Source organism: Bifidobacterium tsurumiense, from assembly GCF_000741765.1.
Lineage (GTDB): Bacteria > Actinomycetota > Actinomycetes > Actinomycetales > Bifidobacteriaceae > Bifidobacterium > Bifidobacterium tsurumiense.
The window spans coordinates 78,152-91,622 of record NZ_JGZU01000003.1 but is presented as its reverse complement, the minus strand read 5'-3'; the positions used below and the strand labels follow the sequence as shown (position 1 = coordinate 91,622).

Annotated in this window: 10 protein-coding genes and 1 tRNA gene; 7 read left to right on the top strand and 4 right to left on the bottom strand. The window is 53.7% G+C overall.

Annotated features, from left to right (window positions below; translation table 11 throughout):
- Positions 1-389 precede the first annotated feature (389 nt).
- Positions 390-2,024, bottom strand: coding sequence for a zinc-dependent metalloprotease (locus BITS_RS01260; RefSeq protein WP_026642933.1), 1,635 nt, complete (start codon positions 2,022-2,024; stop codon positions 390-392).
- A gap of 162 nt (positions 2,025-2,186) precedes the next feature.
- Here BITS_RS01260 and BITS_RS01255 point away from each other — a divergent pair, with 162 nt between their 5' ends.
- Positions 2,187-3,146, top strand: coding sequence for a YlbL family protein (locus tag BITS_RS01255; RefSeq protein WP_238556511.1), 960 nt, complete (start codon positions 2,187-2,189; stop codon positions 3,144-3,146).
- A gap of 96 nt (positions 3,147-3,242) precedes the next feature.
- Positions 3,243-3,668, top strand: coding sequence for a DUF3052 domain-containing protein (locus BITS_RS01250; RefSeq protein ID WP_154568622.1), 426 nt, complete (start codon positions 3,243-3,245; stop codon positions 3,666-3,668).
- A 432-nt stretch (positions 3,669-4,100) separates the two neighbouring features.
- Here BITS_RS01250 and BITS_RS01245 read toward each other — a convergent pair.
- Positions 4,101-4,174, bottom strand: a tRNA-Val gene (locus BITS_RS01245).
- A gap of 165 nt (positions 4,175-4,339) precedes the next feature.
- Between BITS_RS01245 and BITS_RS01240 the strand changes: the two genes are divergently transcribed.
- The 5 genes from BITS_RS01240 to BITS_RS01220 all read left to right on the top strand — a co-directional run bounded on the left by BITS_RS01240 (position 4,340) and on the right by BITS_RS01220 (position 9,816).
- Positions 4,340-5,677 carry a DivIVA domain-containing protein gene (locus BITS_RS01240; RefSeq protein ID WP_026642936.1) on the top strand — a complete coding sequence of 446 codons (1,338 nt, stop codon included), beginning with the start codon at positions 4,340-4,342 and terminating at the stop codon, positions 5,675-5,677.
- Positions 5,674-6,861 carry a 1-deoxy-D-xylulose-5-phosphate reductoisomerase gene (gene dxr, locus BITS_RS01235; RefSeq protein ID WP_026642937.1) on the top strand — a complete coding sequence of 396 codons (1,188 nt, stop codon included), beginning with the start codon at positions 5,674-5,676 and terminating at the stop codon, positions 6,859-6,861. Before BITS_RS01240 ends, dxr begins: the two co-directional genes overlap by 4 nt.
- A gap of 132 nt (positions 6,862-6,993) precedes the next feature.
- Positions 6,994-8,247, top strand: coding sequence for a flavodoxin-dependent (E)-4-hydroxy-3-methylbut-2-enyl-diphosphate synthase (gene ispG, locus BITS_RS01230; protein WP_044259206.1), 1,254 nt, complete (start codon positions 6,994-6,996; stop codon positions 8,245-8,247).
- A gap of 52 nt (positions 8,248-8,299) precedes the next feature.
- Complete coding sequence (gene recO / locus BITS_RS01225; protein WP_026642939.1) at positions 8,300-9,022, top strand: DNA repair protein RecO; 723 nt, start codon at positions 8,300-8,302, stop codon at positions 9,020-9,022.
- Positions 9,023-9,024: 2 nt separating this feature from the next.
- Entirely contained in the window at positions 9,025-9,816 is a 792-nt protein-coding gene (locus tag BITS_RS01220; RefSeq protein WP_026642940.1) for an isoprenyl transferase, read from the top strand.
- 91 nt (positions 9,817-9,907) lie between these two features.
- On the opposite strand, the gene BITS_RS01215 is transcribed toward BITS_RS01220, so the two are convergent.
- Positions 9,908-11,497, bottom strand: coding sequence for a glycoside hydrolase family 32 protein (locus tag BITS_RS01215; protein ID WP_081693613.1), 1,590 nt, complete (start codon positions 11,495-11,497; stop codon positions 9,908-9,910).
- Between the two features lie 392 nt (positions 11,498-11,889).
- Positions 11,890-13,179: an oligosaccharide MFS transporter gene (locus BITS_RS01210; RefSeq protein WP_044259204.1), complete on the bottom strand. Its 1,290-nt coding sequence runs from the start codon at positions 13,177-13,179 to the stop codon at positions 11,890-11,892.
- Between the last annotated feature and the right edge of the window lie 292 nt (positions 13,180-13,471).

Genomic DNA, 13,471 nt, shown 5'->3' with positions numbered 1-13,471 from the left:
AGGTTTGGTGTTCCTTGAAGGTTTTGGGTTCCTTACAGGTTGGGGGCTCTTGTAACAGTTGAGGACTCCCTGAATGTTTGGACTTCGTTAATGTTTGATGCTCCTTCAATGGTTTGGGACTCCCTATAATCCAAGTATTCTTTCAAACGCGGGCGGCTTACCGGAATGACTTATGGCAGAGATGTTGCGTTTGAGATGAATTCTTCAGCAACCGAGCTCGGGCTCCGGAATGAATACGGGTGAGGATAATGCTCAATATCTGATCTGACGCGCACAACGCATAGTGAAAGGCTTCCGGTTAATGTTCAAGCCGGAAGCCTTTCATTCGCAGATGGAGTGTTTAGGACTGCTGGATGGTCCGTTTCTCATTTCAATCAAGAGCGGCTGAGCTATTGTTCCTGTGTTTCGGCGCCGTTATCTCCGGTTTCGCCTTCATCGCGAGAATCGGTGTCATGGTCTGCATCCTCGTCTGATCCGGTTTCGTCCAGATTGCCGTCTTGTTCACGGTTTTCGGGATTGGTTTGCCCTTGGTCGCTGTTTTCCTCGCTATCTGCAGACTGGTTGTCCTCAAGCAATTTGCTCAATTCTGCATCCCAATCAATGGAGTCAGGAGTCTTTGCGTTTGCAGACAGGTTGGCATCACTCGATATTGCATTCTGGGTGCCGTTGTCTGTGGTCTCAGCTTCGGTTGTTGCTGGTGTCTGAGTCGCTTCGCTTGGCAGACCCGGCAACATATCAGGATGCACCCATTTGCCGTCGCGTGCGGCGTCTCCTTCCTCTGCTCCGATGCGATCCCACAGCGCTGCCGCCTCACGTATACGCTTGGGGCGCAGATTGAGGCCGAGCAAGGATTCGAATGTGCGTTGAGCAGGTCCGCCGACAGCGCGCTCGCGACGCAGCATCTCACGCAATTGCTCGATATGCGGAATATGAGCCATGCCGGCGCGCCAAGTGACGCTATCGACCCAGCCTTCCACAATGGCCAGCAGATTCTCCAAGCTGGCCAATGCCTCCTTTTGCTCAGGAGTGTCGGGAATGGCGACCTTAGTCAGGTTGACCGCATCCGAAATGGATTCAGGATCCATTGCGCCGGCATCGCGAAGCTGGGACTCCATGGCATCCAGATCGATGTCGATGCCGCGGGCATACTTGCCGATCAAGGCTTCGAAGCGTGGCATCAACCACGGCACGGATGCGAAAAGTCGAGCATGGGCGGCTTCCTGAAGTGCGAGGAATGCCAGTACTTCATGCTCGTCAATGCCCAGGGACTTGGCATATTCGAGTGCATTCTGCACGATCAAGGCGCCTGCAGGATTCTTCAGCAAAGCGATGCCCTGGTCGTAGCTGCCGCGAACTTCCTGAGATAAATCCCCGGCGGCATGCCCCAACTGCATGGCAAAGGACGTATTGCCCAGCAACTTCATGAGTTGTGCCGGATTATTCATCCCCTCTGGCAGCGGTATGGGAACGGGGCCAGCGAACATTCCTGCCACTTCGCCGTTAAACGAGTCACCGAAACGCTCAGACATTACCGACGACAGAGCGTTATTCATGGACTGAGCCACAGGCGCGGCGAACTGTGCCCAAGCGTCCAGTGTCTGCTCGACCCAACCGGCACGGGTGAGCACCTGCATCTCGCCAGGAGCCGGGTTGAATTCGCATGCTGTGTCAAGCCACAGATTGGCTTCGCTGATTGCCTTGCGAGCGCTTTCACCATCCTCTGCATTCACAGTGGATTGGCCGCCTTCATTCGCTTTCTGCAAAGCGATCGAAGTGGCGAGTTTGACATTGATCGGGCCTTGCTCGACGGTTTGCTGCATCTCGCTCGGTGTATTCAATCCACCGGAGGCGAAAGCCTGCATAAGCGCCTGGACCTCTTCGGGTTTAGGCAGCTTGTCAACACCCTGGCTCATGAGTTGGTCGCGAACCTCAGGGGGTAGTTGGGAGAGCTGATTCCATGCCATCTCACCTTGTATGGGACCGAAACAATCGATCAACCATTGGTGAATAGCGTTTTCGTCCATAATCCAGCCACCTTGTGTATCTGCTGATGCCGTTTTCTACAGTGTGTCATTAATCGACGCATATAGGTGCGGCCATATCGTTGTCTCCATAGTATTGCCTCACTATCCCAGTGTTTCGCTGAAGGAAACATCCGAGTCCGCCGAAAGGTACGCGGTTTGTTTATGATGAGCGATATGCCGATATTGCATCATGCCAATAAGGATCAATCCACTCGGTCCAAGAATGCACGCCGTTACGAACTGCTTGACGATGATGGCAAGGACGTCGAGAGCTTGCAGGACAGGGGGGTGTTGGCTCGTCTCGACAGGTCGGTGACGCGCTGGCAAGAATATTTGCAGGCGCATTCGATGCGATATCTCATAAGCATTTTCGGAGTGATTCTTGCCGGTGCAATGCTATTCATGCCGAGCCCTTATGTGGTTGAGATCCCAGGTCCCACACGCAATGTTTTGGGTGAATCCGGAGGGTCTCAGATCATCAGTATTTCAGGGGCAACAACCTATGCCGATACAGGACAGCTGCTGATGCTCACCGTCAATGCATCGGGTTTACCGGGGTATCCCGTGCCGAATGTGTATGCGCTGTGGGGCTGGGCGAGTCCTCATATGGAGGTGCTTCCTCAGGAAGCGATATTCCCGAAGGGACAGACCGCAGAGGAATATCAAGAAGAGACGGACGCAGAGATGAGCGAGTCACAGTCCGCAGCACAGACCGCTGCGCTGGCATATGCCAAAAAACTCGGAGTTGATGTTTCCAATGTCAAAGTGTCTATGCATATCGATGATATCGGCGGTCCTTCGGCAGGCATGATGTACACCTTGGGCGTTATCGACAAGCTGACCGAGCAGGATGAATCCGGCGGTAAGACGATTGCCGGTACCGGAACAATTGACAAGGATGGCAATGTCGGTGCTATCGGCGGTATTCGATTGAAAATGATCGGCGCCAAGCGTGACGGCGCAACTTGGTTCCTGGCTCCGGCTTCGAATTGCGATGAGGTGGTAGGGCATGTGCCTCCAGGTTTGACCGATGTCAAGGTTTCCAATATTGACGAGGCATATCAGGCACTGGTGGCCATCGGTTCGGGGAATACTCAAGGGTTGGAACATTGCACTGCATGAATGCAGCTTATTGAGTGGGAATCTGCACGAAAAGCGTCCGAAATCGTTGCCGTTCTTTGACACAGGCGGCGCGGTGTTCCGGACGCTTTGCTATATTTGTGCATCGTGAATCAAACGGCATCGCAAAACGCTGAAGAATTCGGTTTTCACGCTGGCGACATCGTGCAGCAGTGGCTGTGGGATGACGACGTGGATGACTCGATCTGCACTAAAATCGAGGATCTGACTGGGGAGGATCTGGTAGACGAGGACTATGGCACCGCCGTCGATGGTGTTGTCATTTGGTGGAGAGATGGGGATGACGAGGATACTCTCGCCGATACCATCGTTGACGCCACAACCATGCTGGAAGACAATGGCCCGGTCTGGGTGCTGGCTCCAAAGCCTGGCCGCCCTGGTGCTGCAAGTTCCAGCACTGTGCAGTCTGCCGCAAAAACGGCAGGCATGAATGCCGCCACTCCTCTCACCGTGAGCAAGGACTGGAACGGAATCCGTTTAAGGGCCTTCGGCAAAGGACGCTGAGGCAGATCAATGGCCGCACACGAGTAGGTGTGCGGCCTTTGTTATAAGTGGTATGGGACTGATCTAGAATTCTCGTTGATCATTACCCGATGAACGCAGCCGGACTCTACCGATGTGTGACCAAGCCTTTTGGACACCATTCATCAATGGTTTCGGGCACTCAGTCGCATGAGCTGCCGATGATGTCGCTGGCTATAGGCCTGTTGGTATTCCAGGCGCTCATGATTTCGGGAAACCTGCCGCATGTACAGCCAATGGGACATTGTTCTCAGGAATGAAAGGCTCAAGAGCGCTCCTGTTGTGATACCGCGACGCTCCAATGACTTGTCTGATACCAAGATGTTCCACAGTCGTGATGAAGCAATGCGGCAATGAAAAGCTCTCGTTCATGATAGAGGAGCGCGCTGAATAACAAATATAGAAGAAAATATGTGGGCGATGAGGGGCTCGAACCCCCGACATCCACCGTGTAAAGGTGGCGCTCTAGCCAACTGAGCTAATCGCCCGCGACGTTTAACTGTACAGCAAGGTATGCCGAGCGTAGTTTTTCGGCGTGTTTGTCAGTGGGATTCGCCACTATTTGGCGTGATATAGCGCCTCGCATTGTACAGCGTCCCAATAGTCACGTAAAGTTAACCTGATAGCACTTCTTCATAGGAGGTAGATAGCCGATGGCTCAGGAAGCTGAAAGCGAGCGTAACACGCCTGGCATAGCGCGTGTGGGCAAGCGTAAATGGGGCTACGACACCGACCAAGTGGATGAGTTTCTCGAGCGCGCACATTCGCTGTATGAGAGCGAGAGTGTTCAGCTGTCGCAAGAGGATATCCAAGATGTGTCCTTTGACTTGCGCAAAGGTGGCTATGCAATAGCACAAGTGGATGCCGCACTGGCACGCCTTGAACGTGCAGTGGTTGATCAGCGAACCAATTGGGAAATCACCGAGCATGGCCGAGTGGCTTGGAAGGCACAAACAGAAGAACTGTATCGCGCAATAGCAAAGCGCACAGAGCGAGCAGAACGTGAACGATTCCGCGATGGAACGGCGAAGCAGCCGTCATATGATCGCAAGCAGGTTGATCGTCTCGTTGACAAAGTCGTAGACAAGGCAGCGGCTGGGCTAGGCATTGAAGGCTCAGATGCCAATGATGACAGTCTGGTCGATTTCCACGCCAATACCGTTGCCAATGTGATTTTTACGCAGCGCAAGGGCAAGAAGGGCTATGACGAGCGTCAGGTAGATTACTTCCTGAATGCCTGCGTGCGTCTCCTGTCGCGTCTTGAATCATTTGCTCGGGTTGCGGATTACGTGACTAACGCAGACAAGGAACCTGAGGAGACGGCGCCTGCGCCGGTTCGTCCTGCAGCAGCGGTCTCGCCGCTCTTCACCCCTGCCGCTCAGAGCACAACGGATCAGCCGGTTTCCTTCGCGCCCTCGGGTTATGAGGCGGCTACGGAATCCTTCGACGCACTGCATAAAGCAGAAGAGGCGATTTTCAACAATCCGCAGTCTGAAGCCAATGTGCTGAGCCCAGCTCAAGAGTCACAAGGCGCAAATACCTTCGCAACGCAGACCTTTGCTCCAAGCACGCCCACTTCGGCTACTGCTGCTCCTGCTGAATCTGAGTCGGCAGCGGCTTCTGGCGAAAGTTCCTCTTTGGCGGCACTCGCAAGTGCAAGCCGCTCAACAACGCCTACTGAAGGAGGCGCCCCTACTTCGGCGATGGATTTGCCATCATTTGATGAAGCGGCAGACGAATCGTCGCAAACGCACGTTGAGTCATCTCAGGACGGCACAGCCGATTCTGTTGCAGAAGAACGCAAGCCGGTGTTCCCGCCCGTTCATGAAGAACCATCGTTTGCACAAACACTGCCTGAGGTACCGGCATTGCCGACAGAAACCAGCCTCAGCTTCGATATTCCTGATCTGTCGTTCCCGACTTTCACTCCGCAAACCCTTGCCTCGCCTGCAGAGCGTGCGGAAGACAGCGAGACTAAGGATGCTCAGTGAGTGATCGTACGACAGTAGTAATACTGGGATCCACTGGATCAATTGGTACGCAGGGATTGGATGTTATTTCCAGGCATGCCGATCGCTTCCAAGTCACGGGGCTTGCTGCGGCAGGAACTCATATTCCTTTGTTGGCGCAACAAGCTGCCGCGTTCAACGTATCCAATGTGGCCGTGTCTGACGACACTGTCGTATCGCAATTGCGCGAGGCGTTGGATGCGGCCGGTGCGAACAACGTTCATATCACTGCGGGCCCTCAGGCCATATGCGATATGGCTGGCAGCGGAGCGGATGTGGTGCTCAACGGCATTACGGGATCCATTGGGTTGGAGCCTTCGATTGCAGCCTTGCAGGCTGGGTCTCAGTTGGCCTTGGCCAATAAGGAATCCGTGGTCGCCGGCGGCCATTTGCTGTTTGACGCTCAGATCAGGGCTCAGCAAATCAATCCTGTGGATTCCGAGCACTCGGCGATATGGCAGTCATTGCGTTCCGGCACCCATGCCGAGGTGAGCAAGCTTATTGTCACTGCTTCCGGCGGTCCTTTTAGAGGACGTCATCGCGAAGAGCTTACTGATATCACCCCCGATCAGGCTTTGAACCATCCGACATGGAATATGGGCCCGGTCGTGACCATCAATTCTTCGACTTTGATGAATAAGGGATTGGAAGTCATTGAGGCAAGCCGTCTGTTCGATATTCCTCCAGAGCGCATTGAAGTGACCGTTCATCCGCAATCTATCGTGCATTCCATGGTTGAATTCCGCGATGGGGCAACCATCGCCCAAGCATCGCCGCCTGATATGAGGCTTCCCATTGCTTTGGGCCTTTCCGCACCGGAACGCTTGGATAACGTATCCCTTGCTTGCGATTGGACCAAAGCCGCTCAATGGACTTTTGAACCTTTGGATGATGAAGCGTTTCCAGCGGTGAGCCTTGCCAGGGAATGCCTGCAGTCTTCGGAAAAGCATACCGCCGTACTGAATGCAGCCAATGAACAGGCGGTACACGCATTTTTGAATGGTCGCTTGCCATATCTGGGAATTGTGGACACTGTAAAAGATGTGCTGGATCAGATGGATGCAGAACTTCGCGGAGCGCCATTGTTTACGTCCGTGGAGGAAATGGGACAGATTGAGCTTGAAGCTCGTGCACGCGCCGATAGTCTGATAAACATACAACGATAGGTGTTGCAGGCTGGCAACTCGAAAGCTCTGTGCAGCGTTTCGTCTTCCGGCCTGGCATCGTGTTGACGTTACGACAATCGGTGGGCGTGTGTGTCTTTGGTCGCCTTACCGTGTGTCGCTTGAATGGAAAGCATGAGTAAGGTGAACGTAGATTTTTTCACGCCGACTGGTGAGCAACAGGGGATTGCAAGCGAAAAGCCGTTTAGAAAAACCGGACAGGCGGCCATAAGCGAAACGCCTCTTCATCCGCGCCGCAAGTCACGCCGGATCAATGTCGGACCGGTTCCGGTCGGCGGAGGTGCGCCCATATCGGTGCAGTCAATGACCAATACCGCCACAACCGATATCAATGGCACATTGCAGCAGATTGCTGAATTGGCAGCAGCGGGTTGCGATATCGTCCGAGTTGCCGTACCCAGCCAAGACGATGCGGATGTGTTGCCGATTATTGTGAAGAAGTCCCCGATTCCGGTGATCGCGGATATTCATTTCCAAAGCAAATACGTATTTCAAGCCATCGATGCAGGTTGCGCCGCGGTCCGTGTCAATCCAGGCAATATTCGCAAATTCTCAGAAGTCGGGCCAAGTATTTGCAAGGCGGCAACCGATGCCGGCATTTCGTTGCGAATTGGTGTGAACGCAGGTTCGCTGGACAAGGAACTCTACGAACAGTATGGCGGTCCGACTCCCGAAGCCTTGGTCGCTTCGGCTTTGAAAGAGGCTCATATGTTCGAAGACGTGGGCTTCAGGGACTTCAAGATCTCAGTGAAGCATCATGATCCCGTGACCATGGTGCAGACATATCGTCTGCTGGCTTCCAAGGGTGATTGGCCTCTGCATTTGGGTGTTACCGAAGCAGGTCCGGCTTGGCAAGGCACCATCAAATCCTGTCTTGCTTTCGGATCCCTTTTGGCGGAGGGCATAGGGGATACCATCCGAGTGTCCCTGTCGGCGCCTCCTGTCGAAGAGGTCAAGGTTGGCTGCAAGATACTGGAATATCTGGGCTTGCGTGAGCGTCATTTCGATATTATTTCCTGCCCGAGCTGCGGCCGTGCGCAGGTTGACGTAATTCAGTTGGCTTCAGCAGTAACCGAAGGGTTGAAGGATATTACGGCGCCTATTCGCGTGGCGGTTATGGGGTGCATTGTCAACGGTCCTGGCGAGGCTCGTGAGGCCGATTTGGGCGTGGCTTCCGGCAATGGAAAGGGACAGATTTTCATCAAGGGCAAGGTTATCGAGACTGTTCCCGAAGATCAGATCGTGCCTACTCTGCTTGAGCATGCTCATGAGATCGCATCTCAGATGCAGGAGAATGGCGAAATCCCAACAACTGCAACCGGGCCTGTGGTTGTTCCTATCCAAGGCGGCGTGCATAGCGCTGAATAACCCAACGACACTGGACTATTGGAACGCGTCAGCAGGAGGTCTTCTCTAGAGCATGGCACTCTATCGTGATGAGGGTGTGGTGTTGCGCACGGTCAAACTGGGAGAGGCCGACCGCATCATCACGTTGATGACTCGCGAACACGGCAAAGTGCGTGCCGTCGCGAAAGGCGTGCGCCGAACCAAGTCTCGGTTTGGTGGCCGCCTCGAGCCGTTTATGCGCGTTGATGTGCTGCTTGCCGAAGGCCGGTCTTTAGACACGGTATCCCAAGCAGAGTCGATTGCCGCATATTCCGGTCGGGTGAGTGCGGATTATGCCTCATATGCTGCGGCAAATGTCATCGCAGAGACGGCGGATCGCATTGTCAGCACCGAACATGAACCCTCTGCCGATCAGTACCGGCTTGTGATAGCCGCCTTAGGAGCACTGTCAAGACGCAAACATGCTCCCGATGCCATAGCCCGTTCCTATGTGATGAGAGCGCTTTCTTTGGCAGGATGGACGCCTCGTATGGATTCTTGCGTGGTGTGCGGAAGCCGCGACCATCTGGATTATATTTCCGTGCGCTCAGGAGGCGTGATGTGCGCCAACGATCACACCCCGGATGCCAGGGCCGTGGACTTGCTCTGCCGTGAGCAGTTTGACGCCTTGGTGGAGGGGGACTGGCATGTGTTGGATGAGGCAGGTGCCGCATCAAAGGTCTGTCAACTTGTTGAAGAATGGGGAGAATATTATTTGGAACGCCCCATACGTTCACTGCGCTTGTTAGATTCGTGATTATGGCTTTTGAACATGTCGATTACAAGTCGCTGGATATTCCTGCGGCGCCATTTTCCGATAAGTCGATTATTCCCCAATTCCCCAAGGGGAAAGTGCCTCGGCATGTTGGTGTGATCATGGACGGGAACGGCCGTTGGGCGCAGCAGCGTGGATTGGTGCGCACTGAAGGGCATCAGGCCGCAGAACCGGTGGTGTTCGACACCATAGCAGGCGCCATTGAAGCAGGCGTCCGTTATCTGAGCCTGTATACGTTCTCGACAGAAAACTGGAAGCGCTCCCCGCAGGAAGTGCGATTCCTCATGGGTTTCTCTCGCGATATCATCCGCCGCAGAGTGGCGCAAATGGATGAGTGGGGAGTGCGTGTGCGTTGGGCAGGTCGACGTCCGCGGCTTTGGAAATCCGTTATCGATGAACTCGAGTCGGCCATGGAAAGAACCAAGCATAATTCGGTTATTGATGTGGTGTTCTGCATCAATTACGGAGGCCGCGCCGAGATTGCCGATGCCTGCGCCGCCATAGCACGGTCAGTGCGCGATGGTCGCATACGCGGTGACCGGGTTACCGAGTCCATGGTCGCCGATCATCTGTATAACCCTGACATCCCCGATTGTGATTTGGTGTTGCGCACATCGGGGGAGCAGCGCACGAGCAATTTCCTCCCTTGGCAGGCCGCCTACGCGGAATTGGATTTTGTGCCAGAACTCTTCCCCGATTGCGGGCGAGAGGTGCTGTGGCGTTCAATCGACCGCTATGTTCACCGTGATCGTCGTTTCGGCGGAGTGACGAAATAACCTTCTCATAAAAGAACTGTGCTGCGGTCACATGTCGCAGCACAGTTCTTTCATCACCGACGGCAAAGCGATCGATTCAGCAATCAGGTCGCTACTCGTCCAAGCCAATGCTTCTCAAGGTGTGTACCTTGCACGAAGCAATCGATACCGAACCGGATTCCGAGCAGAGCTTAACCGCACGTGCTCCTTGCGAAGGGTAGCTATACGAGCTCAGGACCTGCGAACCGTCGTTGACATACACTTCCACGCAGCCGCGGTCAATGAATATGCGCAGTCGAATATGCTGTGCCTCCAGTTCGGCATTGCTGAGAGGCGCTGCACGATATCCTCGATCACCATTGGAGCAGGCGCCACGGTCCAGGATCACGCGACCCATCTGCGCATCATATGCTACGTATGTATATGCGCCATCTTCGGTGCAATGCAGCTTGACGCCGGCGCGCTCAGCGGTGGTTTGTGACAGATCGATATCAAGCTCAAGCTCCACGGCTTCGGCATTGTCGAGGATCGTCCGCTCTTCGCCACTAGCCAGCTGCATAGCATCCCAAGTTGTGGTGTCCGAGCGTAATCCCAGAAGCTCGTGTGCCGGTACTGTGTGAACGTCACCGTCCTCGCCGAGGTACACCTCGCGCGGCAGCGTGAGATTGCCGCACCAGCCGTCATCCTGCATGGGGATCGGCTGAACCATGGGGCTCATCCATCCATACATCATGCGGCGTCCGTCTTCGGATTCGAAGGACTGCGGCGCGTAATAGTTGTGTCCCCAATCCCACAGCCTGAACTCTGATTCAGGAGTGAAGGCCTTGCCGGGTTGCCAAGAACCGATCATATAACCCGCATTGTTCACATTTCGGTTCATGAATCCGCTCGGCTTGGAGCCCATGGCAGAGAAGCAGATGATCCATCGTTGCTTTCCGTCCGGCGCGGCAAGAGGGAAGAAATCAGGGCATTCCAACATGAACACATTCGGATCAGGATGCTCAAATAGGATTTGATCGTAATTCCAGGTTTCCATATCCGTTGAGGTGAAGAGCAGGATTTGTCCCCTATGTTCTTTGGATTGTGCGCCGACAATCATGAACCAGACATCATCTTGTTTCCACACCTTGGGGTCGCGGAAATCATTGAACACCAAATCCTCGGGGAAGTCGACGACAAGGCCATGTTTACGGAGATGATGCACCTCAGGACCGTCGGCCTTCGCCAGCATCTGCACCTCACGGGTGCCGTTTTCTGCATCTTTTCCATTGAGCATGACATGGCCGGTGTAATAGAAGCGCAAATCACCGGAATCGTCCACAACCGCAGAGCCTGAAAAGACACCATCGCGTTCTTCTGGCAATGTGGGCGCCATGGCTATGGGCTCGCGTTGCCAGGTGAGCATGTCAGCGCTGGACACATGTCCCCAATGCATGGGACCCCATTGTGTTCCGTAAGGGTGGAGTTGGTAAAACACGTGCCAGCGGCCGTGATATTGGCACAACCCGTTGGGGTCATTGATCCATCCGCCATTCGAAGCGATATGGAAGGCGGGATACCAACGATTGTTGCGTTGTGAAGCAAGATGTGATACCGCTTTTTCGGCTTGTTCGAGCGCTTGCCGTTCAACGACTGGGGTGGTTATGCCTTTTGCTGCGAATGGTGAAGATTCAGATGCACTTGTATCGGCGTGCGTGGTCATATGAGGCCTTTCTCATGAGTTATATGCTTGCGGTGCGACTATGCGACTGCTCGTTGATGTATAAGTTCCTGTAGAGATGATACCCGTTGAAATACATAACGTCAAACGATTGACGTTCGTGTTGTCAAGGACTCCAATATAGGAGATATGAGGTGGTTACGGTTCATGCCCGGCTATATATCAGATCGGCAGCGAGCGGATCAGTATCCGAAGGAAATAAAGGAATGAAGAAGAACTGCACGCCCGAGGAGTCACACATAAGAGGGGTAGCTCTGAGGATCACACCAATAGAAGAACGTATTGTGCATGTGCCTGAATAGCGAATCGGATGCTCCGCAGCCTTGTGGTCACTTGAACCGATGAATTTCACAAGTTGATAGATAACGGCAGACTTAGCCCTGTACCGTTATCAACGGTTCTCCGTCAACCTGCTGGTCATCTCGTTTGATAACGAAGAATCCGTAGGCTATGGCTGCCACGATGACCCCGGCGATAATGAAGAACGTCGCTCGGTCGCCAATCACATCATGGGCGATGCCCAGAGGCGTGGCTGCAATGACTTGGCCAATTTGTGCGGAAATCTGGAATCCCACCATATACAGCGTAGCCGAGATACGAGGATTGAAGTGGAGCGTGAAATAGCGGAAAATGGAAAGCGCAAGCAGAGGATAGTCGATCGCATACAGCATTCGTGCAGCGGAAACGATCACAGGATCGGTGAAAAGCGCGCATAAGGTAATGCGGAAGCACAACACGCATGCACCCAAAAGCATTGCCTTGCGCACACCGATGCGCCTCATCAACACGGGAACGGTGCCCATCATGATGGACTCGGCAAACACATGTGCGGAATTCAGGATGCCATAGGCAGTGTTACCCACTGATTCTTGAGGGAATAATGAGGTGTAGAACGAAGGGAAGAATTGCTGATCGAAAACCGTGTAGAAGGTGCACGTCAGCATCACGAATATGATCATGCTCCACAACGAAGGCATGAGCAGAACACGTGCCATTTCACGCAGTGACGGTGCTTTGGGAAGTGAATCGGAGAGTGATTCCTGTGATCGTTCGGCGCGTTGCTCCGGTGTGTACCACACTGCATACACCAATAGCATGGCTACGCCAAAGAGCGAAGCGATCCAGAAATTGATGAATGGATTGATATTAAAAGTAATGCCGGCCAATAGAACCGCTATGGCGTAGCCCAAAGAACCCCAAGCCCGGGATTGGCCATACTCAAAGCCGAAATGGCGGCTGTACCGCTCGGTGACCGCCTCGACAAGAGATATTGCGGATATATACCCGGCGCATAACACCAGTGAACCGATAACAGTGCCGAGTATGAGATTATGCGTGATCAGTGGGGCATAGATGAATTGCACAAAGGGGCCGATCAAGGCGGCGATGGTCGACACAACGAGTATCAAGGTTCGTTTCATGCCGAGCTTGTCTTGGATCACGCCATAGGCGAGCACCATTATGAGGGCGATCAATGAGTTCAGAGAATATACAGTGCCGATTTGCATGCCGCTGAGACCCAAGGAAGTGAGCCAGCGTTGGAAGAACGGCCACCATATTCCCAATGCGCAGAAGAAGAACAGCACGCCGAATGACGATTGAAAATACGAGGAGGAGCGCATAGAAGCATTGCGGCTTGGAGAAGTCGCAGGAGAACCGGTCATGAATTACCTCATCGGTTAATGCAAAATGGGATTGAAAGTGGCAGGATACTTTCAATGCCGATGTGCGGGCACAACGTGTTCAGAGTACGCTAATCGATTGACGTGATGCATGCCATGATTATCCGAGGTAGATAAGGCCTTGTGCTGCGGCGAAAATAAGGCGAAAGTGCGGCGAAGGAAACAAACTGTGCGAAGGTGTTCTGCCAAAACTGTCAAGATTCTCTGTCTTGTCGTGGAAGCCTGGAAAGTCGCATGGTTTTGCAGTTGTCCTTCGAATGCTCGTATGCTCGTT

Excerpts from the sequence above, each read along its gene's own strand:
- BITS_RS01260 (WP_026642933.1), bottom strand. The coding sequence starts at position 2,024 with ATGGACGAAAACGCTATTCACCAATGGTTGATCGATTGTTTCGGTCCC.
- BITS_RS01255 (WP_238556511.1), top strand. The coding sequence starts at position 2,187 with ATGATGAGCGATATGCCGATATTGCATCATGCCAATAAGGATCAATCC.
- BITS_RS01240 (WP_026642936.1), top strand. The coding sequence starts at position 4,340 with ATGGCTCAGGAAGCTGAAAGCGAGCGTAACACGCCTGGCATAGCGCGT.
- ispG (WP_044259206.1), top strand. The coding sequence starts at position 6,994 with ATGAGTAAGGTGAACGTAGATTTTTTCACGCCGACTGGTGAGCAACAG.
- recO (WP_026642939.1), top strand. The coding sequence starts at position 8,300 with ATGGCACTCTATCGTGATGAGGGTGTGGTGTTGCGCACGGTCAAACTG.
- BITS_RS01220 (WP_026642940.1), top strand. The coding sequence starts at position 9,025 with ATGGCTTTTGAACATGTCGATTACAAGTCGCTGGATATTCCTGCGGCG.
- BITS_RS01215 (WP_081693613.1), bottom strand. The coding sequence starts at position 11,497 with ATGACCACGCACGCCGATACAAGTGCATCTGAATCTTCACCATTCGCA.
- BITS_RS01210 (WP_044259204.1), bottom strand. The coding sequence starts at position 13,179 with ATGACCGGTTCTCCTGCGACTTCTCCAAGCCGCAATGCTTCTATGCGC.